We start from the raw sequence: 21,362 nt of genomic DNA, 5'->3' as shown, positions 1-21,362 counted from the left end.
TCAACTCCTTCATCCGGTCATGTGTTCGTTCATGTGTTCGATCTTGAGGGGAACTATAGGGGGCGGGTCCGACAGAACTGTGTCGCCAGGGGGACGCCCGACGTCAATGGCTACAGTGGTGGCGTGCCAGGACGTATTCCAGATAGCGACATCACGGCGATCCGTGAACAGACGCGTATCGAGGACGTCATCGGCGACTACGTCGCTCTGCGTAACGCGGGCGCCGACAGCATGAAGGGTCTGTGCCCCTTCCACGACGAGAAGAGTCCGTCGTTCCACGTGCGTCCCAATCACGGGCACTTCCACTGTTTCGGGTGCGGCGAGGGCGGGGACGTCTACTCGTTCCTGCAGAAGCAGGAGCACGTCGGTTTCGTCGAGGCCGTCGAACAGCTCGCCGACCGGATCGGGTACCGCATCAATTACGAGGGTGGCGGGACGGCGATCAACCGCGACCGCGGCACCCGCGCCCGGCTCGTCGCGGTGAACGCGGCCGCACAGAGGTACTACGCGGAACAGCTCCGCGGCCCCGACGCCCAGGTCGCCCGAGACTTTCTCGCCGGACGCGGATTCGATGAGGCGAGCGCGCAGACCTTCGGCTGCGGGTACGCTCCGGCCGGCTGGGACACCATGACCCGTGCGCTGCAGTCGCAGGGATTCACGTTCGCCGAACTGGAGGCCGCAGGCCTGGCGAAGATGGGGCGCAAAGGCCCCATCGACCGGTTCCACCGTCGACTCCTGTGGCCTATCCGCAACCTGGGGGGCGACGTCATTGGCTTCGGCGCCCGCAAGCTGTTCGACGACGATCAGCTCGGCAAGTACATGAACACGCCGGAGACCATGCTGTACAAGAAATCGCAGGTGCTCTTCGGGCTGGACCTCGCGAAGAAGTCCATCGCGAAGGGCCATCAGGTGGTCGTCGTCGAGGGATACACCGATGTCATGGCGATGCAGGCGGCAGGCGTGCACACCGCCGTCGCCTCGTGCGGCACCGCGTTCGGCGAGGACCACCTCGCGTTGATTCGCCGCCTGATGATGGACGACTCGTACTTCCGCGGCGAGGTGATCTACACCTTCGACGGAGACGAGGCGGGGCAGGCGGCCGCGCTGAAGGCGTTCGAAGGCGAACAGTCGATCGCGGGTCAGACGTTCGTCGCCGTCGCTCCCGACGGCATGGACCCGTGCGATCTGCGGCAGCGGTCGGGCGACGCCGCCGTCCGGGACCTCATCGCACGGCGCATCCCGATGTTCGAGTTCGCGATCAAGGCGCTGCTGCGCAAGCACGACCTCGACACCGCCGAGGGGCGAGTCGCCGCGCTGCGCGACACCGTCCCGGTGGTGTCCCGGATCCGCGACGTCGCACTCCGTGACGAGTACGCCCGCCAACTCGCCGGCTGGGTCGGTTGGGACGACGTCGGCCAGGTGCTCTCTCGCGTGCGCGGAATGGCCAAATCCGGTCGCGGCAGCCAGAACGGACGCGGCGGCCGTGGTCGGGTGCGCCCCGAGGCGATGTCGCCGCCGCCCACCGCGCGACCGCTGCCCAACGATCCGCGCCTGTGGGCCCAGCGCGAAGCACTCAAAGCGGCACTGCAGTACCCGTCGATCGCGGGCACCGTCTTCGATTCCCTGCCCGGCGAGTGCTTCTCGGATCCGGCGTATCTGCGGCTGCGTCGGGCGGTCGCCGCCGCAGGCGGCGCCGCGAGCGGACTCAGCGGTCCCACTTGGGTCGATGCGGTGATCCAGGCGGTCGACGATCAGGCGTTCACACCGCTCGTCACGGAGCTGGCGGTGGAGCCGATGCCGGTGGAGGAGGATAAGATCCCGCGGTACATCTCGAGCGTCCTCGCACGCTCGCAGGAGGTGTGGATCGGATCGCAGATCGCCGACATCAAGTCCAAGCTGCGTCGCATGTCCCCGGGGGGCGATGCGGACGGATACAACGCGCTGTTCGGGGACCTCGTCGCACTCGAGGCGTACCGGCGGAGCCTGCTCGAGCAGACGTTCGAGGCCGGCGCCTAGTATTCGGACAAAGCCTCCCGATTCGGAGAGGTCTTTCACGCGCCGACGGCACGGGAATTAACGTGTAACACCGTGTTTCGTTCAGCGCCGGCGACCTCGGCGCGGACGTGAAGTGCAACCCGTTGGGAGAAGAACTTGTCTGCACCTACTAAGGCGCGGTCGACTGCGCGCGAGCTGACCGGCCGCGCCGTCGTCCTCGGTGGACTCATCACACTGGTGTTCACCGCCGCCAACGTCTATCTCGGCTTGAAGGTCGGGCTGACGTTCGCCACCGCGATCCCCGCCGCCGTCATCTCGATGTCAGTGCTCCGGTACTTCCGTGATCATTCGATCGTCGAGAACAACATCGTCCAGACGATCGCTTCCGCTGCGGGCACCCTGTCGGCGATCGTGTTCGTGCTGCCCGGTCTCATCATGATCGGCTGGTGGAGCGGGTTCCCGTACTGGACGACCGTCGCGGTCTGTGCGATAGGCGGCATTCTCGGCGTCATGTACTCGATCCCCGTGCGGCGCGCGCTCGTCACCGGATCGGATCTGCCGTACCCCGAAGGCGTCGCCGCCGCGGAAGTCCTCAAAGTCGGTGAAGCGGCAACCGATCACGAATCGGGCAGCGACACGAACGGGGTCGACCAGAACCGCGGCGGCATGCGGGCGATCGTGGTCGGTTCGCTCGGCGCGGCGATTTTCTCCCTGCTGGGATCGTTGAAGCTGCTCGCGACCGAAGCGTCCGTCGCGTTCAAGGTGGGATCGGGCGCAACCATGCTCAGCGGCAGCCTGTCGCTCGCGCTCATCGGCGTCGGCCACCTCGTCGGCGTCGCCGTCGGCATCGCGATGCTCGTCGGCCTGGTGATCTCGTTCTTCGTCATGCTGCCGATCCGCACGTGGGGCGTGGGGCAGGGCGACGAGTCGCTACTCGACTTCGTCGACGGCGTCTTCTCCAACGAAGTCCGGATGGTCGGCGCGGGCGCGATCGCCGTTGCCGCGATCTGGACGCTCGCCACAGTCATCGGTCCCATCCTCAAGGGCATCATCGCCGCCATGGCCAGCTCCAAGGCCCGCAGAGGCGGCACCGAAGTCGACATCACCGAACGCGACATCCCGATCCAGTGGGTCGGTCTGACCGTGGTCGTCGCGATGATCCCGATCGGTTGGCTGTTGTGGGACTTCGCCGCCGACTCGCACATCTCCGACTCACTCGGCGGCATCGTCGCCGTCAGCATCGCCTTCGTCCTGCTCATCGGTCTCGTCGTCGCCGCCGTCTGCGGCTACATGGCCGGTCTGATCGGTTCGTCGAACAGCCCGATCTCCGGCGTCGGCATCCTCGTCGTCCTGTGCGCGGCGCTGTTGATCAAGGTGACGCACGGGTCGACGAGCGACCCGTCGGAGATCGAGGCGCTGGTGGCCTACACGCTGTTCACCGCGTCCGTCGTGTTCGGAGTCGCGACCATCTCGAACGACAACCTGCAGGATCTCAAGACCGGACAGCTCGTCGGCGCCACCCCGTGGAAACAGCAGGTGGCGCTGATCGTCGGGGTGCTCTTCGGTGCGGCGATCATTCCGCCGATTTTGAGCCTGATGAACAACGCGTTCGGGTTCGTCGGCAGCACCAACGCCAACGGCGCCGACGGCACACTGTCCGCGCCGCAAGCGAACCTGATGTCGACGCTCGCCAAGGGCGTGTTCGGCGGTGACCTCAACTGGGCGCTCGTCGGGCTCGGCGCGCTCATCGGCGTCGGCGTGATCATCGTCGACGAAGTGCTCAAACGCAGCACGTCGACTCTGCGCCTGCCGCCGCTGGCCGTCGGCATGGGCATGTACCTGCCGATGGCGTTGACGCTGGTGATCCCGATCGGCGCCTTCATCGGGCGCTACTACGACAAGTGGGCCGACCGGGACGCTGTCGACGGGACACGGAAGAAGCGGCTCGGCGTGCTCCTCGCGACTGGGCTAATCGTCGGCGAGAGCATCTACGGTGTGATCTTCGCCGGCGTCGTCGCGGCGACCGGTGACGACGCACCGATGTCGGTGCTCGGCGACGGCTACGGCGATTCGGCGCAGCTGGTCGGCATCGTCGTCTTCGTTCTGCTCGTCGGGGGTCTGTACCGGTACACGCAGAAGCGGGCCCAGCGCGACTTCGCGGAGATGTCCCGGTAATGTGGGACCGCCCCGTTAGCCAAGTTGGTTAAGGCCCCGCTCTCATAAAGCGGTCATTCGTCGGTTCGAGCCCGACACGGGGCACGTGAGAGATCCGTTGGCCGCGCCCGACTTGCGCCGGTCGTCGGTCGCGTTCGACGTCGTGGTCGCAGGGCTCGTCGGATTCGTCGTGGCGATGTCCGACGCGGGCACGGGTCCGCAGACCTACATCGCGGGTGGACTCATCACGGTCGCGCTCGCTGTCCGGCGTGTCGGGCCCAGCGCGATGATGGCCGCCGCGGTCGCGTCCGCGGTGGTGCAGGTCGCCATGCTCCAGGTCACCGCGCTGTCGGTGATGTACGCGCCGATGTTCTTCACCGCGGGCGGGCATCCCGATCGGCGCGTCCGGCGATGCTCGTTCGGTGTCGCGGTCGTCGGATCGATCGTCGCCGGAGCGATTCTCCCGCACGCGTACGGCGACTTCGCGCTCGGCGACGGCGACACTGTGTGGGGGACGGCCTTCGGGATCGTCGGCAGTGCAGTCTTCGTCGTCGGCGGGTGGACGGCGGGCTTCGTCGGATATCAGCGCCGCAGTGTGGCTGCGGCCGAGGTGAGCGAGACGATCGCCGAACTGGAACGGCGACGAATGCTCGATCTGTACGACGAGCAGTCCGAGCGGTCGCGGTTGGCGCGCGACATGCACGACGTGGTCGCGCATTCGCTCGCCGTCGTCATCGCGCAGGCCGAGGGCGCCAAATACACGCTCGCGGCCAACCCCGACGCGGCGCGAGACGCTCTGGGAGTCATCGCCGACACTGCGCGGGACGCACTCGCCGACGTGCGCACCGTCCTCGAGGAACTGCGCAGCACCGAGACGGTCGGTGAAGTCAGCCGCGCCGACCGCGACCAGCTGTTCGCGCGGATGCGGGCCGCCGGGATGACGATCGAGGCCACTGAGACGGGATCGGCCGACGACACCGACGCGGCGACCGTCCACGTCGCCCACGCGGTCCTCACCGAATCGCTGACCAACGCACTCAAATACGGCGATCTCGCACGGCCGGTCCGGGTCGCGCACGACTGGACCGACGGCTGTCGGCTCACCGTCGGCAACACGGTGGCCGTCGACCCGCTGGCCCCGGGCGGCGCGCGGCACGGCATCATCGGGATGACCGAGCGCGCCGCCCACGTCGGCGGCAGCCTGTCGAGCACTCGAACCGACGACGGCTGGCTCGTCGTCCTGACCATCCCCGCCTCGGAAGGACCCACACGATGATCCGTGTCGCCCTCGTCGACGACCAACCGTTGTTCCGCGGCGGCATCGCGATGATCCTGGAGAGCCAACCCGACATCGAGGTGGTCGCACAGGAGTCGTCTGCGCTCGCGGTGACGACGATGGTCGAGGCCGCGCGGCCCGACGTGATCCTGATGGACGTGCGGATGCCCGGTGTCGACGGCATCACCGCCACGTCAGCGCTGGTCCGAGAACTGGGTGAGGCCGCTCCACGCGTCCTCGTCCTCACGACGTTCGACGTCGACGAGGCCGCCGCGTCGGCGATCGAGGCGGGCGCCAGCGGGTTTGTCTTGAAGGACGCGCAGCCCGACTTCCTGCTCGCGGCCGTCCGGGCCGTCGCCGACGGAAGCCAGGTCGTCGCCGCGTCCGCCACCCGCCAACTGTTCGAACGGCATCGCACGCGCCGCGCCACCGATCCCGGGCCCGAGTACGAGGGGTTGACGCCGAGGGAACGCGAGATCCTCGTACGCGCCGCCCGAGGTCTGTCGAACGCCGAGATCGCGGCGGCCGAGTGGCTGTCCGAAGCGACCGTCAAGACTCACATCTCGCGGATCCTCGCCAAGCTGCGGCTCCGTGACCGCGTACAACTCGTGGTGTACGCGTACGAGCACGACCTGGTGTGAACCGCCTCCGGCGTACATCGTGAGATGTACGCCGGACCAGCCATCCGGCGGATGTTTTCGTGCAGGTCAGCGTCATATCGTTGGCCTCATGAACACCATCGAACGCATCGCCGCGGTCACGCTCCACAACGTGTCCCGCACATACGGCGACCCGGCCAACCCGATCCATGCGCTCCGCGACGTGAGCGTCGACATCAACCGGCGCGAGTTCACCGCCGTCATGGGCCCGTCCGGGTCCGGCAAGTCGACGCTCATGAACGTGATGGCCGGCCTCGACGAGGCGTCGGCCGGTCAGATCTGGTTGGGCGCCAACCCGATCGTCGGGCTCGGGGACACCGCGCGGACCATTCTGCGCCGCACCATGATCGGATTCGTCTTCCAGTCGTTCAACCTCGTGCCGACCTTGACCGCGGACGAGAACATCCGGCTGCCGTTCATCCTCGCGGGCCATCGGCCGACCGCCGAGCAGGAGTCGTGGATCACCCACCTGGTGACCTCCCTCGGCCTACGCGACCGGCTCGGTCATCTCCCGTCCGAACTGTCCGGCGGACAGCAGCAGCGCGTCGCCATCGTGCGTGCCCTCGCCGGACGTCCGACGATCATCCTGGCCGACGAGCCGACCGGGGCCCTCGACACCCGGACGAGCCGCGAAGTCCTCACCCTCCTGACGACGGCGGCCCGCGAATACGGGCAGGGGATTGCGATGGTCACCCACGACCCCGTCGCCGCGTCGTACGCCGACCGCATCCTGGTACTGGCCGACGGCGCCATCGTCGGCGAGTACCGAGGCCTGGATCCTCGGCAGATCTCCGACCTGCTCATCACTCTGCAGGGGGCGACGGCATGAGGGCGACCAGTGCGCGGCTGACGGTCGGCTCGCTCCGTGAGCTGACCGCGATCGGCGTCGTCTGCGGACTCAGCTCCCTGTACGCGACGACGCTGGTGTGCGCGTCCACGATCCTGAGCACCATGGCCAAAACCGAGGGCGGAAGCGTCGGTCTTCTCCTCGACGTGGTGGCGGGCGTATTCATCATGATCGCGTTGTTCGTCGCCGCGGTCGTCATCAGCAACGGTGTCGACACGGTGATCGCGGGACGGCGCACGGAACTCGGACTGCTCCGACTCGTCGGCGCCAGCAGCAGACAGTTGCGCGACTCACTCGTCTCCGCGGTCGGGAAGGTCGCGGTGATCGGCGCGGGAGTCGGCGTCGTCGTGGGCGTCGCCGGTGCGTGGATCGGTCGAGTGCTGCTCGTCCGCCGCGGCACTCTGCCACGCGTGCACTACGACGTCCTGCCGCCCCTCGTCCTACTCGGAGCGCTCGCGGTGGTCGCCACCGCCGTCGCCGCGACATTCATCGGATCGCGGGCGGCGCTGTCGAGCGTGACCGCCGTCCGGTCGACTCGCATCGTCCGGTCGTGGCTGCGCGACCTCGTCGGCGCCGTCCTCATCGCCGGGGGAGCGGTGCTGCTCGTCGGAGCCTGCTATCTCGGCGAGCAGGCGAGCACGGCCGGATTCGTCGTCGCCTTCATCGGGTCGGCCGTCCTCGCCGTCGGGATCATGCTCGGCGCCGGGCGTATCGTGCCTGCCCTCGTCGCCCTCGCCGGGAGGCTGGTCGGCAGTTCACCCGCCGCGGTCATCGCGCGAAAGAACGCGGTCAGCGATCCGCAGCGGACCACCCGGTCGACGATCGGACTGCTCATCGGCGTGACCCTCGTGACGACGATCGCGGGTGGGATGCGGGCGCTCACCGAGTCGGTGCACAGCTGGGAGGGGCTGTCACCCGACGAGGTCCGAGAGGCCGAACAGGTGCTCTCGGTGACGTCGAGCGTATTGATCGCCATGATCGCGATCTCGGCGGTCATCGCCGCGGTCGGATTCGTGTCCACCATGTCGTTGACCGTCATCAGCCGGACCCGCGAGATCGGCATGCTGCGCGCCATGGGGTTCACCAGCAGGCAGATCCGGTCGATGATCACCCTCGAATCGGTGGCGCTCAGCGGCACCGCCGTCGTGGTCGGCCTGCTGCTCGGGATCGTGCTCGGCGCCGTCGGTGCGCAGTCGCTCATCGGCGCGATGACCGACGGCTTCTCGATCGGCTTGCCGGTGCCCGCACTCCTGGCTGTGATCGCGTGCACCGTCGCGCTCGTCGCCGCCGCCTCGCTCCCGCCGAGCCGACGCGCCGTCGGGGTGTCACCCGTCGACGCGTTGGCCGTGGCCTAACGCGCTCGATCTGTTCAGTGCGCGCGATCCTTCGTCGCGCTCGCTGCGGCGGCCCGAACTCGGGTGGCGGACTCGTCACCGTCGACGTGGTCGGGGACGTCGAACGGCTCAGGGAGCACCTGTCCTTCGCCGAGGCCTTCGATCTCGGCTTCGCCACGCACCTTGGTCGACAGCGGACGCTCGTCGACGAAGAGCAGGGCGATGAAGGCGACGACGGCCAGCGGCACGAAGAACAGGAAGATCGGCAGCAGTGCGTCGTTGTACGACTCGACGATCGGTACCCGGAGTTGGTCGGGCAGCGAGTCGACCAGTGCAGGGGTCAGACTGTTCTGTCCGCCGCCCGAACTGCTGAGCTTGTCTGCGGAACCGCCGAGGTTCTCCTTCAACAGGTCGACCAGACGGGACGCGAAGATCGAACCGACGATCGCCGAACCCAGCGTCGCACCGACCTGACGGAAGTAGTTGTTCGAGGCGGTCGCGGTGCCGACGAACGCACCGGGGAACTCGTTCTGCACGATCAGGGTGAGGATCTGCATGATGAGGCCCAGTCCGATACCGAAGATCGCCAAGTAGATGCACATCTGCCAGTTGGGCGTCGACGGGTGCATGGTCGAGATGAGCGCGAGCGCGATCCCGATGACGACGGCGCCCGCGAGCGGGTAGAGCTTGTACTTTCCGAAGCGGGAGATCAGTTGGCCCGAGATGACCGAGGTGATCAGCAGACCGCCCATCATCGGCGTCATGTAGAGGCCGGCGACAGTCGCGTCGACGCCCGTCACCATCTGGATGTACGTCGGCATGTAGCCGAGCGCGCCGAACATCGCGATGCCGACCATCAGGGCGGCGATCGTGACGAGGGTGAAGTTGCGGTTGCTGAACAGCTGCATGGGGATCACCGGCATCGCGGCGCGCTTCTCCACGAACACGAAGATGACGGCGAGGACGATGGTCGCGACTCCGAGGCCGATGATCTGCGGGCTCGTCCAGTCGTAGGTGTGGCCGCCCCAGGTGCACATCAGGACCAGTGTCGTAGTCGCTGCGGCGATCAAAGTCATGCCCAGATAGTCGAGCTTCGGGCGCTGTGCGTGGTCGGGCTTGGGCAGACGCATGAACGCGAGCGTCGCGGCGATCGCGAGTGCACCGAGCGGGATGTTCATCCAGAACGCCCAGCGCCAGCCGGGGCCCTCGGTGAGCCATCCGCCCAGGAGCGGCCCGGCGACCGAGGCGACCGCGAAGACGGCGCCCATGAAGCCCATGTAGCGTCCGCGGTCACGCGGGGAGACGACGTCGGCGATCGCGGCCTGCGCCAGGATCATGAGTCCGCCGCCGCCCAGGCCCTGGACGATGCGGCCGACGATCAGCCACACGATGTTGCCGGCCAGTGCGCCGACGATCGAACCGGCCATGAAGACGCTGATCGCGAAGAGCAGCGCGGGTTTGCGGCCGATGAGGTCGCTGATACGACCGTAGACGGGCATCACGATCGTCATCGCGAGGATGTAGGCGGTGATCACCCACGTCATCTGGTCGACGCCGTTGAGTTCGCCGACGATGGTCGGCAGTGCCGTCGACAGAACCGTCTGGTTGAGTGCAGCGAGGAGCATCGTGATCATCAAGCCGATGAACAGCAGGATGATGTTCTTCTGTGACATCCCGGTCGGGGTGTCCGAGGCCTGCGGCGGGGTGGCCGCGGATGCGTCAGTCGAGGTCATGAAAGGTCCTTGATGGTAGTGCGGAAGACGTTGATCGCGGTGCCGACGGCCGGTGAGTCCGGGGTGTCGAGCACGTCTGGATCTCGGCTGTACGCGAAGCGCAGGACGGCTGTGGCGAGCAGGAGCAGAGCTAGGGATCGGTCGGCGTCGGCGCCGTCGTAGCGTTCGGCGAGTGCCTTCGCCAGGAGGTCGTGCGCGATGATCGCGTGGTGCTGTGTACGGGCTTTGAGCTCGGGATGCGCCATGATGAGGGCACGTCGCTCGGTCGGTCGGTTGCGGACGTGTCGGCCGCTCGACGCGACCGAGAAGACGATCCGCACCGCACGGTCGAACTGCTCGGGCCCGTCCAGGAGATGGTCGACGGCGTCGGCCGGGATCGTCGGTTCGCCTGCGCCGAGGACGGCGTCCTCCTTACTCGCGAAGTAGTTGAAGAACGTTCGGCGGGAGACGCCTGCGCGGTCGGCGATCTCGCTGACCGTCGTCTCGGTGAGGCCGTGCTCCTGTACGAGGTCGATGGCCGCATCATGCAGACGGAGCAGCGTCTCGGCGCGTTGCCGGTCCCGGAGTCCACCATGAGTTTCTTGCACTAGTGCATTATTGCACGAGTGCAATGTTTTTCCGCAAGTGAGTGTGATGGACCAGACGGGCGAGGAATGCAGTGGCGGAGAATTCGGTTGTCACCGACGTGAATCCATCAGCGGACGTCACTGTCCACCGACGCCGCGTCGTCGTCATCGGAGCGGGGCAGGCCGGTCTGTCGGCGGCCTACTTTCTGAAACGTGCCGGCCTGCGTCCGGGCGTCGACCTCGAAGTGCTCGATGCGAACCCGACAGCGGGCGGCGCATGGAGCCATCGGTGGGACGCGTTGACGTTCGACCATGTCAACGGCCTGCACGACCTGCCGGACTCACGGCTCGGTGCGGCCGACCCCGCAGAACCCGCCAGGGACGTGGTCACGCGCTACTACGGGCGTTATGAGCAGGAGAAGGGGCTCGGCGTCCAACGTCCGTGGCGGGTCCGCTCGGTGCGCGCCGTCGACGATCCCGGCGCGCGTTTTCGTGTCGTTGCCGAGCGTCCCGACGGTGCGCTCCGTGAGTACGCGGCCGGGGCCGTCGTCTCGGCGACCGGCACATGGGACCAGCCGTACGTGCCGTGGTACCGCGGTCGTTTCGGCGGCCGCCAGCTCACCACTCGGGACTTCACCGCGCCCGGCGACTTCGCCGGCCGACGCGTGCTGGTCGTGGGCGGCGGCATCTCGGCGATCCAGTTCGTGCAGTTGCTCGACGAGCACGGCGTCGACACCCTGTGGTCCACGCGCACACCGCCGCGTTGGCGCGACTGCCCGTTCGACACCGAGGCCGGGCTCGGCGTGGAGAACCGGGTGGCGGCACGGACGCGGGCCGGACTCCGGCCGCGCAGCGTCGTCGCCGAGACCGGGCTGCCCACCAGCCCGTCCGTCCTCGACGCGATCGATCGGGGAGTACTCGTCTCGCGCGGACCGATCCGTGCGCTGACCTCCGACGGCGTCGACTTCGCCGACGGCACACATGAGGCGGTCGACGTGATCCTGTGGGCCACCGGATTCCGTGCGTCCTTGAGTCACCTTGCGCCGTTGGGTATTCGAGAACGGACCGGCGGCGTGGTCATGGCCGACGACGACGTGAGCGTGGTGAAGGCTCCCGGCGTGTCCCTCGTCGGTTACGGACGCAGTGCGTCGACGCTCGGTGCGACTCGGGCGGGGCGGCGTGCCGCGCGTCGGGCCGTCGACTTCACCGCCGACCTCGGTTGACCGGCGGTTGTCGGGTCAGCCGTCGGTCGAGAGGGCCTCGGTGACGAATGCGTGTACGCGCCGCGACATCTCGTCGACCTGGCCTGCGCGGATCGCGTCGAGGTCGGTGTCCTTGTGGTAGGCGGGCGGCAGTTTCCGCGCGCGCTTCGGGCATGCGAAGTCTTCGCAGATGAGCGCAGCGATGGTGTCGCCGCGCCTTCCGCGCGGCCCGGCGCGTCGCGCCGCGTACAGCATCACGTCCTGGACGAGTTCGACGTCGCGGCACCATGAGCACATGGCCCGACGTCGAGGTTTGGCCTCGGACCGATTGAGTAGCAGTGAGACCAGTTCGCCGTCGTGCTCGATGACGAGATACGCGCGGCGCGGGATCTTGCGGTCGCGCCATCCGTAGAACTCGATCTTGTCGAAGTCGACGTCGTCGAACTCCTTGTCGAATGAGATCTTGGCGATCTCGCCTTTAGTGGCGCCGCGGAATGCGGACAGGATCTGCTGCTGGGTGGGAGTACGCATGTCAGAAGTGGCCTTCTCGTGTCAGAGGGGTGATGAGGGTATGCGGTAGCCGCCGATCACACGGATCGGCTGCGGGGCGCGGTCATCTGGAAGCGGCGCTGTGCGCGCCGTCAACTCCCTGAATGCGAAGGGACACGGGGACTAGCGTACCTCCGCGGATGTGCTTGAGGGCGGCCGGTAGAGGCGCCGGTAGAGGCGCGGCGAGGCGGTTCGCTGCGATCGATGTCTAGAACTGGCTCGCGGCACCCGTGGCGGCCTGCGCCTGCGTGAAGCCCTCGTAGACGAGTTGATCGACGAGACCTTGCTGGGAGAAGGCACTCATCTCCATGTACTCGGCTGCCTTCTTCGTTGCCTGGTCGGTCCAGTCGGGGTTGAGATAGTCGACTGCGAAACCCGCGTCGGCGCTGCTGAACCCCTCATGCGCGAGCTGATCGATCAAGCCCTGCCGCGAGAAGGCGGACATCGACAGGTACTCACGGCCCTTGTCGATCGCATTCCGTTGTGCGGCGGTCATCGAATCCGCAGTGGTCGTCGCCGTGGTCTGCGCGCGAGTCGCGGTGTGGGGCCGAGTCGTGGTAGCGCCGGCATCGGTCGCGGTGGTTGTGGGATCGTCGTCAGTCGACTGCGGATCCGGTGTGGCTGTGACCGTCTCGGTCGCGACGTCAGCGACGGTCACGGTCACCGTTGTCGGAGGAGCGGCTTCGGTGTCGGTCGATCCGCATGCTGCGAGAACGGACAGTGCAGCGGAGGCCAGGAACACGACAGTGGCTGTGCGAACGTGATCGGTTCTCATGGCGGTGCCAGCTTTCGGGAAAGGGGTCGTATACCTGGGAATACTATGCGTGGATAACTCCTCTCACCTGCGGGTTTAACTGTGATCACGTGGTTTCACCTGAACGAGGGACCAGTGTCGGAACAGGGTCGGCTCCGCTCAACGCATCCGCGGGGTTGGGCGACGTTCGCGGCATTCAGAGAGGCCGCGGATGTCAACGAGTACCGCGGATGTGCCTGAGGACGGCCGAAGCCGGGCAGAAAGCAGAAAACCCGCTGTCACCAGCGGGTTTTGTTGCTCCCCCAATTGGATTCGAACCAATAACCGCTCGATTAACAGTCGAGTGCTCTGCCGTTGAGCTATGGGGGATTGCTCTTTCGTGAACCGAGATGAAACTGTAGCGCACCGATCCCGCCGCGTGCAAAACGGCTGGTCGGGGTGGTTTTTGCGGACGGCGCGGCACCGTTGGGCGGGTGCAACCGGTGGTTACCGCTACATTGGGGCGCATGTCCTCAACTTCCGGCGGCGACCCGACCTCTCGCGGCGGCGGCGACTTCCTTGCCGCCAACCGAGCCAAGCGTGAACAGATCCGTGCGGAAGAGGCAGCGAAGGCGGAGCGGGCAGACGAGACCGGACCCGGAGAGCAGACCGCCGAGCCCCGTAGCGATGGGCCGAGCACGTCGAAGGCCCTGGTCGCGTCGCTCACCGCGGCCGTCGTCGTCCTCGCAGTCACCGCCGGGGTCTTCGCCTACCTGGCGTTCGGCTCAAGTTCCGACGACAGCGGCGACCTCGACCGGGCGGGCGCGTTGCGCGACGCGAAATCGCACGCCGCGCAGATGCTGACCTACGAGGCAGGCAAGTACGACGACCTCGACCGACGGATCCGGGAAATCGCCACTCCGGAGTTCGCCGACACCTATATCAAGTCGTCGCAGCAGGCGCGTACCGCGAACGACGCCGCGCAGGCGTCGTCGAAGGGGAGCGCCGAGAACGCCGGAATCATGTCGATCGACGACAGTGAGGCCGTCGTGCTCGTCGCGCTCGACAACACCGTGACCAGCCCGCAGGCACCCGCGCTCGGAGCGGGCAGCGGCGCGTACGAGTCGCGGGTGAAGGTCACGCTCACGCGCGACGACGGGACATGGCTCGTCTCCGACTTCGAGGTGGTTTGAGCGCAGGTCGTCGACGTCACCGACCGTGTGCGCCGTCGCCGAGCAGGACGGCGGCGGAGGCCGCGGCGACAGTCGGCGCATCGACTCCGGGCCTGCCGGTGACCAGGTCGCTGGCGAGGTTGAGGCTGGCGTGGACTAGGTAGCGCGCGGCCGCGTTCGAGCATTCCGGCCGCGCGCGCACCACCCAGGTGGCCCACTCGTCGACGGTCGTCCGCTGTTGGCGACGCAGGGCGTGCAGGTCGCCGTCGTCGAGGGCTCCCGTCCCCGACAGGTAGATCGCCATGATGTCCGGGTCGTCCACGCACAGTTCGCTGTAGCGAGCAGTCAGGGACACCAGTGCTTCGCGCGGCGTCTGCGCCTGCGACAGGCCGACGGCGACTGCGTCGGTCGCGCGGTCCGCGGTCCGCCAGAGGGCCGCGGCGAGGATCGCGACCTTCGACCCGAAGTGGCGGTACACGCCGGACGCCGGCAGTCCGACCGCTGCGCCGATGTCTTCCACCGTCACCTCGTGGAACCCTCGCTGCGCGAACAGGGTGACGGCGGCCGCGAGGATCGACTCCCGGCGACCGGCCGGCGCCAGGCCCGACGGTCGGCGGTCGGCGGTCGGCGGGGAATCGGGGAAGTCGACGTCGAGCAGGGTGACCGCAGCCGTCGACACGAGTTCGGTCGCGGCGCGGCGGCCCATCGCGATCCGGTGCGTCGCGGGGCTCGCTGCGACCGACAGGGTCGCGACCGCGAGAAGGTCGGTGACGGGCCTCGGCAGGTTGGGCCGGGCGGCCTCGATCAACAGGCGGAGCCGACGGTGCAATGCCACCCGGACATCGCGGGTGCGCGTGCGGTCGGCGTCGTGCAGGACCCGCCGCTCCCAGCGGTACAGATTGCCTGACCTGCGGTGCTCCATCACCGTGTCGGCGAACGCGGCAAGGACGGCGCGCAGTTCCTCACGCGGGTCATCGCGGTGGGCGACCCCGGAGACCGCCGCGTCCACCCCCTCCGAGAGCCGGTCGACCGCGGCGGCGAACAGGTCGTACTTGTTCGAGAAGTGGCGGTACAGGGCCGGAGCGGAGATGCCGACCTCCTCGGCGATGTCGGTCAGGCGTGTCGCGGCGTAACCCCGCGTGCCGAACACGTCCGACGCGGTCCGCAGCACGATCTCGCGCCGATCGGACGGACGGATGCGAGCATGCTGCGCAGCGGCGTCCGCGGGCGTTCGGGAGGTCATGGAGATCCATGCTATCGAATGACCGATGAACTTCTCGCCGGGAGCGAATATACGCAGTAAGTGCAGGTGAAGAAAACTTACGTGTGGAAAAAGTTAACGAGTAGTCGCATGACCTCGGTCACTGTCGGTGGTAGTGTGTGGGCAATTCGCGAACGGTACGTATCCGATACGAGGTGTGATGATCAGCGAGACCCGGTGTGTAGGCGGAGTATGGGACGGCATCGACGACGACGGCGTCGCACGCATCGAGATCGATCGGCAGGCGCAGATGAACGCGCTCGACGGTGCGGCGTCGGGCCGCCTCATCGAGTTGTGCCACGAGTGGGCCGAGCGCTCGGACGTCCGCGTCGTTGTGGTGTCCGGTCGCGGCGGGTCGTTCTGCGCCGGGGCCGACGTGGCGGGCATGGCCGCTGACTCCGCCACAGGTGGCGGCTTCGACGAGTCGCAGGCTCGCAGAATCATCGAGAATGGCTCGAACCTCATCGGTGCGCTCCGCTCGCTTCCCATGCCCGTGATCGCTGCCGTCGACGGCGCGGCCGTCGGCATCGGCGCCTCCCTGGCCGTCGCGGCAGATCTCGTCTACGCGACCACTCGCTCGTACTTCCTGCTGGCGTTCGTCAACATCGGTCTGATGCCCGACGGCGGCGCGAGCGCACTGTTCACGGCCTCACTCGGCCGAGCACGGGCGAACGCGATGGCGCTGCTGGGCGAGAAACTCCATGCGCCCGACGCGTACGGCGCTGGGCTGCTCACCGATGTGGCCGACGACGCCGACGCCCTCGACACGCTCGTCGCGCGGGCGACCACGCGCCTGCTCCGCAACCCGCCGAACGCCCTCGCCGTCACCAAGGCCGCCCTCGATGCGCATGCGTTGGCCGGCTATGACGCCGCCATCGACCGCGAGATCGCCGGCCAGACCCGACTTCTCCAATCGCCCGAGTTTCACCGTGTGCTCGCCGGCTTCGGCACGCACTGACCCGTCGCCGAGCACCGGCGCGTCGACCCGACCACGTCCAGAAGATCCCCGCGCGCAGCGCACAACACCGAGGAGTACCCCATGACCGATGCCCTGGGCTTCGCCCTGAATGCCGAGCCTCAGCGCTCGCGCCGCAATCACTGGAACAACCAGGTCCGTCGCCACTCGGCGATGAGTCCGGACAACGGCGCCCTCCGATTCCTCGGCAAGACCACCACGTGGCGTGAACTCGACGAGCGCACGCATGCGCTCGCGGCCGCACTCCGCCGCCGCGGCGTCGAGTTCGGCGATCGCATCCTCGTCGTCATGCTCAACCGCAGCGAGTACGTCGAGGTCACCCTCGCCGCGAACCTGATCGGCGCGATCCCCGTTCCGGTCAACATCCGCATGACGCCACCCGAGATCGGGTTCCTCGTCGCCGACTCGGGTGCCAAGGTGATCGCCACCGAGACGATGCTCGCGCCGTTGGCCGACGCCGTCTCCGCGTCGACCGGCGCCATCGACCACACGATCGTCGTCGGCGGTGCACAGAACGAAGGGCATCTCGACTACGAGGCGCTCATCGCTGAGGATTCGTCGGATCTCCCGGACATCGACATTCCGGAAGACACCGTCGCGCTGATCATGTACACCTCGGGCACCACCGGAAAACCCAAGGGCGCCATGCTTACCCATCAGAACCTGCAGGCTCAGGCGCTGAACACGCTACAAGCGCTGAGCACCAGCGCCGACGACATCGGCTCGTGCGTCGCGCCGATGTTTCACATCGCCGGGCTCGGGGCGATGACGCCGTTGTTCTACACCGGTGCGCTGTCGGTCATTCATCCGCTTGGCGCGTTCGACCCGAATGACATGCTCGACACCCTCGAGCGGGAGGGCACCACCTCGATCTTCCTGGTACCCGCTCAGTGGCAGGCCGTGTGCGCCGCACAGCAGGCCAAGCCGCGAGACCTCAAACTGCGGGTGATCTCCTGGGGCGCGGCGCCTGCGTCGGACACCGTGCTGAATGCGATGAACGAGACCTTCCCCGACGCGACGAACGTCGCGGTCTTCGGTCAGACCGAGATGTCGCCGATCACCTGCGTCCTCGAAGGCAAGGATGCGCTGCGGAAGATCGGTTCCATCGGCAAGGTGGTCCCGGGCGTCACCGCGCGCATCGTCGACCCGGAGATGAAGGACGTGAAGCAGGGCGACGTCGGCGAGATCGTCTACCGCGGTCCCAACATGATGGCCGGCTACTGGCGGAACCCGCAGGGGACCGCTGACGCGTTCCACGGCGGCTGGTTCCACTCCGGTGACCTCGTCCGCCAGGACGAAGAGGGCTTCATTTACGTCGTCGACCGAGCCAAGGACATGATCATCTCGGGCGGTGAGAACATCTACTGTGCCGAGGTGGAGAACGTCCTGTTCGGGCATCCGAGCATCAATGAGGCGGCGATCATCGGCCGCGCCCACGAGAAGTGGGGAGAGGTTCCGGTGGCCGTCGTCGTGCTCGCCGAGGGCGTCGAGGATCTGACGATCGACGATCTCGAGCCGTACCTCAACGACAACCTGGCGCGCTTCAAACATCCGAAGGACGTCGTCGTGGTGCCCGAACTGCCGCGCAATGCGGGCGGCAAGGTCGTCAAGCCGACGTTGCGCGCCGAGTTCGGCAGCAAGGACGAGGCACTGAAGAGCTAGCCGGTTCGCGACCGCGATCGAACCTAAATTGGAACACGTTGCAGAAATATTCTGTAACGTGTTCCAATTTCCGTCTCAGGTGACTACTGTCACAAGAGAGCGCGAATAGCTGCGCGTCCAAGTGATTCGACGTTGCCGACTCAGGCGAAGCGAGGTTGAGAGTGAAGACGAAGGGTGCGCTCCTGCGGGAGTTGAACCAGCCGTGGAAGATCGAAGAGATCGAGATCGGCGACCCGAAGGCCCATGAGGTCAAGATCCGGATGGAAGCCGCGGGCATGTGCCACTCGGACCACCATCTGATGACCGGTGGCATCCCGATGGCCGGGTTCCCGGTGCTCGGCGGCCACGAGGGTGCAGGCGTCGTCGAGGAGGTCGGCGAAGGCGTGACCGACCTCGAGCCAGGCGACCACGTCGTCCTCTCGTTCATCCCGTCCTGCGGCAAGTGCCCGTCGTGCAAGGAAGGCGTCGCGAACCTCTGCGACTTCGGCGCCATGCTGCTGCAGGGCGAAGCCGTCTCCGACCACACCTTCCGCATTCACACCGCGGCGGGCGAAGAGGTCTATCCGATGACGCTCCTCGGCACGTTCTCGCCGTACATGGTGGTGCACGAGGCGTCCGTGGTGAAGATCGACAAGGACATCCCGTTCGAGGTCGCCGCGCTATGCGGCTGCGGCATCCCGACCGGGTACGGATCGTCCACCCGTAGCGGCGACGTCCGCCCCGGCGAAGACGTCGCGATCGTCGGCGTCGGCGGGGTCGGTACTGCGGCCCTGCAGGGCGCCGTGATCGCGGGCGCTCGCAACGTGTTCGCGATCGACCCGATCGAATGGAAGCGCGAGCAGGCGCTCAAGTTCGGCGCCACGCACGTGTTCGCGTCCGTCGAGGAAGCGGCAGGCGAGATCGCGACGATCACGGCGGGCGGGATGTGCCGCAAGGTGATCGTCACGGTCGGTGAAGTACACGGCAAGGACGTCGACACGTGGATGGGTATCACCGCGAAGAACGGCACCTGCGTGCTGACCGGCATGGGCAACATGATGGAGAGCGACGTGACGCTCAACCTGGCGATGCTCACGCTGCTCCAGAAGAACCTGCAGGGCTCGATCTTCGGCGGTGCGAATCCCAAGATCGACATCCCGAACCTGCTGTCGATGTACAAGCTCGGCAAGCTCAACATCGCTGACATGATCACCCGCGAGTACACCCTCGACCAGATCAACGAGGGCTACACCGACATGTTGGAGGGACGGAACATCCGCGGCGTCATCCGCTACACCGACGCCGATCGCTGACCCACCTAGTAACGTCGGTGCGGTGAAAGCGCTGGCGCAGTTGGAGTCCTGGCCCGTCGACCACGCGGCCGGAGCAGTCGTCACCACGAGCGGTGTCGCCGACATGTTCGGCGACACCGCTCGTGTGTTCGAGCTGGCATCGGTGACCAAACTCCTCGTCGCACAGGCGGTGCTCGTCGCCGTCGAAGAGGGCGCCGTCGACCTGGCGACTCCCGCGGGGCCGAATGGCGCACGGGTGGAGCACCTGCTCTCGCACGCGTCGGGTCTGGCGTTCGACAGCGACGACGTCCAAGCGGCACCGGGGGAGCAGCGGATCTACTCGAGCCGCGGGTACGAATTGCTCGCCGATCTGGTGGCCACCGAGACGCAGATCGCGGCCGCCGAGTACCTGCACGAGGCGGTCTGCGAACCGCTCGGTATGACGTCGACGGCGTTGGTCGGTCCCGCCGGGCATGGGGCTCGATCGAACGTCGACGATCTGGCTCGGTTCGCCGCAGACCTCCTCGCCCCCACCCTGGTGTCGCCGCAGACGGCGGCGACGGCTCGTTCGGTCCACTTCCCGGGCATCGACGGCTTCGTGCCCGGATACGGCAGGTTCAGGCCGAACGACTGGGGGCTCGGGCCCGAGATCAAGGGCGCCAAGGACAAGCATTGGACGGCTCCGTCGCATTCGCCGTCCACGTTCGGTCACTTCGGGCAGTCGGGTACGTTCCTGTGGGTCGACCCGGCCCGCGGAGCGTCGTGCGTGGTGTTGACCGATCGCGCGTTCGGGCCGTGGGCGAAGCCGCTGTGGCGCGATTTCAATCACGGCATACTGGACGCACTTGATTCCTGACCGATGAGGGCGATGCCGTGCGGACACTGACGGCCGATGATCTCGGCCTACTCCTGTCACTGTTCGCGGTGCTACTGCTCGCGTTCGGCGCCAACTTCCACTTCTCCCGCAAATCCGTTCGGCGACACCGGAAGGCCGCGCTCGCCTTCGTCGGACTGTCGTTCCTCGGCGAACTGTCGACGGTGATCGCGCTGACGTTGACGTGGGTGGCGTTGTGGAGCCCGGCGGCGTGGGACAGGATCGACGACCTACTCGTCTTCGTTCCCGGCACGATCGCGATCGCGTGCGCCGTCCTGCTCACCGTCGAGTCGGTGGGTTCGCGGATACTGCACATCCTCAGTGCCGAACGTGAGGAGCCGCTCGTCGATCAGCGGGGATGACCGCCGTGGCTATCAGCCGACTCGCTGGTGTAGCCAGGTCACTTCGGCTCCGGCGCCGCCCATCCGGTAGTTCTCCAGGGCGTCGTCCCACGCGGTGCCGAGGACAGTGTCGAGTTCGGCTGCCAGTCCTGCGCTGTCGGGCTGGTTGTCCATCATGGCGCGCAACTGCATCTCGCCGATGATCACGTCGCCGTTGGCGCCCGTGGAGCCCCGCCAGAGTCCGAGGCCAGGGACGTGGCTGAATCGTTCGCCATCGACGCCTTCGCTGGCGTTCTCGGTCACCTCGAAGGTGAGTCCGGGCCATTCGCGCAGCGCAGACGCGAGCCGCGCGGCGGTGCCGACCGGACCGGTCCAGTCGACGGTCGCACGCATGCGACTCGGTTCGGCTGCATCCTGCGCAGACCACTTCAAGTCGGCGCGCGCATCCAACGTCGACGACAGCGCCCACTCCACATGCGGGCACAGCGCGACGGGAGAGGCGTGGATGTACACCACGCCTGTCGTCAGGTCCGCAAACTGATTGAGATTGCGCACTGGTCATTCACCTCCGGTTCGACGAGGAACGTCTTCCCCAAGGCACCGCGTCGAATCGGTAGCACACTGCTGTTAGAGATTATGCCTTGTGAGGTGCGTGTTGCGCTAGTTCTTTTTGTTGCGATGTGGTCGGGGAGTGCCCTTCGGGGAACGGCGGAGGCGTCGTTTGCGCCCTGGGCACCACCATTGCGCCCATGGTTCA

At 67.1% G+C, this 21,362-nt stretch carries 19 protein-coding genes and 2 tRNA genes; 14 read left to right on the top strand and 7 right to left on the bottom strand.

Features of this window, described 5'->3' with window-relative positions; translation table 11 throughout:
• Positions 1–123: 123 nt before the first annotated feature.
• The 7 genes from dnaG (at position 124) to L5G28_RS14520 (ending at position 8,286) form a co-directional block, all read left to right on the top strand.
• Positions 124–2,016: a DNA primase gene (gene dnaG, locus L5G28_RS14550; protein ID WP_237002149.1), complete on the top strand. Its 1,893-nt coding sequence runs from the start codon at positions 124–126 to the stop codon at positions 2,014–2,016.
• A gap of 135 nt (positions 2,017–2,151) precedes the next feature.
• Positions 2,152–4,170, top strand: a complete 2,019-nt coding sequence (locus tag L5G28_RS14545; protein WP_237002148.1) for an OPT family oligopeptide transporter — start codon at positions 2,152–2,154, stop codon at positions 4,168–4,170.
• A gap of 9 nt (positions 4,171–4,179) precedes the next feature.
• Positions 4,180–4,254 (top strand) — tRNA-Ile (locus tag L5G28_RS14540).
• 1 nt (position 4,255) lies between these two features.
• A complete protein-coding gene (locus tag L5G28_RS14535) occupies positions 4,256–5,425 on the top strand; it encodes a sensor histidine kinase (protein WP_237002147.1) in 1,170 nt (389 codons plus the stop codon).
• Positions 5,422–6,066, top strand: coding sequence for a response regulator transcription factor (locus L5G28_RS14530; protein ID WP_236998618.1), 645 nt, complete (start codon positions 5,422–5,424; stop codon positions 6,064–6,066). Before L5G28_RS14535 ends, L5G28_RS14530 begins: the two co-directional genes overlap by 4 nt.
• Positions 6,067–6,154: 88 nt before the next feature.
• Positions 6,155–6,913 carry an ABC transporter ATP-binding protein gene (locus tag L5G28_RS14525; protein WP_237002146.1) on the top strand — a complete coding sequence of 253 codons (759 nt, stop codon included), beginning with the start codon at positions 6,155–6,157 and terminating at the stop codon, positions 6,911–6,913.
• Positions 6,910–8,286, top strand: coding sequence for an ABC transporter permease (locus L5G28_RS14520; RefSeq protein WP_237002145.1), 1,377 nt, complete (start codon positions 6,910–6,912; stop codon positions 8,284–8,286). The genes L5G28_RS14525 and L5G28_RS14520 overlap by 4 nt, the downstream gene beginning before the upstream one ends.
• A gap of 14 nt (positions 8,287–8,300) precedes the next feature.
• Here the strand turns inward: L5G28_RS14520 and L5G28_RS14515 are convergent, their stop codons facing one another.
• Complete coding sequence (locus L5G28_RS14515; protein ID WP_237002144.1) at positions 8,301–9,998, bottom strand: MDR family MFS transporter; 1,698 nt, start codon at positions 9,996–9,998, stop codon at positions 8,301–8,303.
• A complete protein-coding gene (locus tag L5G28_RS14510) occupies positions 9,995–10,585 on the bottom strand; it encodes a TetR/AcrR family transcriptional regulator (RefSeq protein ID WP_237002143.1) in 591 nt (196 codons plus the stop codon). Before L5G28_RS14510 ends, L5G28_RS14515 begins: the two co-directional genes overlap by 4 nt.
• 71 nt (positions 10,586–10,656) lie before the next feature.
• Here L5G28_RS14510 and L5G28_RS14505 point away from each other — a divergent pair, with 71 nt between their 5' ends.
• A complete protein-coding gene (locus L5G28_RS14505; RefSeq protein WP_236998613.1) occupies positions 10,657–11,787 on the top strand; it encodes a flavin-containing monooxygenase in 1,131 nt (376 codons plus the stop codon).
• 15 nt (positions 11,788–11,802) lie between these two features.
• Here L5G28_RS14505 and L5G28_RS14500 read toward each other — a convergent pair whose 3' ends face one another.
• From L5G28_RS14500 to L5G28_RS14490, 3 genes are all read right to left on the bottom strand, one after another.
• Positions 11,803–12,297, bottom strand: a complete 495-nt coding sequence (locus L5G28_RS14500; protein WP_237002142.1) for an FBP domain-containing protein — start codon at positions 12,295–12,297, stop codon at positions 11,803–11,805.
• A gap of 226 nt (positions 12,298–12,523) precedes the next feature.
• Positions 12,524–13,090, bottom strand: coding sequence for an Ltp family lipoprotein (locus tag L5G28_RS14495; RefSeq protein ID WP_237002141.1), 567 nt, complete (start codon positions 13,088–13,090; stop codon positions 12,524–12,526).
• Positions 13,091–13,366: 276 nt separating this feature from the next.
• Positions 13,367–13,438: transfer RNA gene (locus L5G28_RS14490), tRNA-Asn, on the bottom strand.
• Between the two features lie 137 nt (positions 13,439–13,575).
• On the opposite strand from L5G28_RS14490, the gene L5G28_RS14485 reads away from it, so the two are divergent.
• The gene (locus L5G28_RS14485; protein WP_237002140.1) at positions 13,576–14,241 is read left to right on the top strand and encodes an Rv1363c family protein; all 666 of its coding nucleotides are present in this window, start codon (positions 13,576–13,578) and stop codon (positions 14,239–14,241) included.
• A gap of 16 nt (positions 14,242–14,257) precedes the next feature.
• On the opposite strand, the gene L5G28_RS14480 is transcribed toward L5G28_RS14485, so the two are convergent.
• Complete coding sequence (locus L5G28_RS14480; RefSeq protein WP_237002139.1) at positions 14,258–15,463, bottom strand: TetR/AcrR family transcriptional regulator; 1,206 nt, start codon at positions 15,461–15,463, stop codon at positions 14,258–14,260.
• 178 nt (positions 15,464–15,641) lie between these two features.
• On the opposite strand from L5G28_RS14480, the gene L5G28_RS14475 reads away from it, so the two are divergent.
• The 5 genes from L5G28_RS14475 to L5G28_RS14455 all read left to right on the top strand — a co-directional run bounded on the left by L5G28_RS14475 (position 15,642) and on the right by L5G28_RS14455 (position 20,626).
• Positions 15,642–16,439 (top strand): enoyl-CoA hydratase-related protein, encoded by a 798-nt coding sequence (locus tag L5G28_RS14475; protein WP_237002138.1) that lies wholly within the window; start codon positions 15,642–15,644, stop codon positions 16,437–16,439.
• A gap of 81 nt (positions 16,440–16,520) precedes the next feature.
• Positions 16,521–18,119: a fatty-acid--CoA ligase FadD5 gene (fadD5, locus tag L5G28_RS14470; protein ID WP_237002137.1), complete on the top strand. Its 1,599-nt coding sequence runs from the start codon at positions 16,521–16,523 to the stop codon at positions 18,117–18,119.
• A 161-nt stretch (positions 18,120–18,280) separates the two neighbouring features.
• Positions 18,281–19,411, top strand: a complete 1,131-nt coding sequence (locus tag L5G28_RS14465; RefSeq protein ID WP_237002136.1) for an NDMA-dependent alcohol dehydrogenase — start codon at positions 18,281–18,283, stop codon at positions 19,409–19,411.
• Between the two features lie 22 nt (positions 19,412–19,433).
• Positions 19,434–20,246 carry a serine hydrolase domain-containing protein gene (locus tag L5G28_RS14460; RefSeq protein WP_237002135.1) on the top strand — a complete coding sequence of 271 codons (813 nt, stop codon included), beginning with the start codon at positions 19,434–19,436 and terminating at the stop codon, positions 20,244–20,246.
• Positions 20,247–20,263: 17 nt separating this feature from the next.
• Complete coding sequence (locus L5G28_RS14455; RefSeq protein ID WP_237002134.1) at positions 20,264–20,626, top strand: hypothetical protein; 363 nt, start codon at positions 20,264–20,266, stop codon at positions 20,624–20,626.
• Positions 20,627–20,638: 12 nt separating this feature from the next.
• Here the strand turns inward: L5G28_RS14455 and L5G28_RS14450 are convergent, their stop codons facing one another.
• Entirely contained in the window at positions 20,639–21,160 is a 522-nt protein-coding gene (locus L5G28_RS14450) for a DUF3145 domain-containing protein (protein ID WP_237002133.1), read from the bottom strand.
• Between the last annotated feature and the right edge of the window lie 202 nt (positions 21,161–21,362).

Origin of the sequence: Gordonia liuliyuniae (genome assembly GCF_021739025.1) — a bacterium.
Classification (GTDB): domain Bacteria; phylum Actinomycetota; class Actinomycetes; order Mycobacteriales; family Mycobacteriaceae; genus Gordonia; species Gordonia liuliyuniae.
This window is presented reverse-complemented; position numbering and strand designations above follow the sequence as displayed.

Bases quoted from the DNA above. Each gene is read 5' to 3' on its own strand.
- fadD5 (WP_237002137.1), top strand. From the start codon at position 16,521: ATGACCGATGCCCTGGGCTTCGCCCTGAATGCCGAGCCTCAGCGCTCG.
- L5G28_RS14515 (WP_237002144.1), bottom strand. From the start codon at position 9,998: ATGACCTCGACTGACGCATCCGCGGCCACCCCGCCGCAGGCCTCGGAC.
- L5G28_RS14500 (WP_237002142.1), bottom strand. From the start codon at position 12,297: ATGCGTACTCCCACCCAGCAGCAGATCCTGTCCGCATTCCGCGGCGCC.
- L5G28_RS14485 (WP_237002140.1), top strand. From the start codon at position 13,576: ATGTCCTCAACTTCCGGCGGCGACCCGACCTCTCGCGGCGGCGGCGAC.
- L5G28_RS14525 (WP_237002146.1), top strand. From the start codon at position 6,155: ATGAACACCATCGAACGCATCGCCGCGGTCACGCTCCACAACGTGTCC.
- L5G28_RS14520 (WP_237002145.1), top strand. From the start codon at position 6,910: ATGAGGGCGACCAGTGCGCGGCTGACGGTCGGCTCGCTCCGTGAGCTG.
- L5G28_RS14495 (WP_237002141.1), bottom strand. From the start codon at position 13,090: ATGAGAACCGATCACGTTCGCACAGCCACTGTCGTGTTCCTGGCCTCC.
- L5G28_RS14475 (WP_237002138.1), top strand. From the start codon at position 15,642: ATGATCAGCGAGACCCGGTGTGTAGGCGGAGTATGGGACGGCATCGAC.
- L5G28_RS14480 (WP_237002139.1), bottom strand. From the start codon at position 15,463: ATGACCTCCCGAACGCCCGCGGACGCCGCTGCGCAGCATGCTCGCATC.
- L5G28_RS14530 (WP_236998618.1), top strand. From the start codon at position 5,422: ATGATCCGTGTCGCCCTCGTCGACGACCAACCGTTGTTCCGCGGCGGC.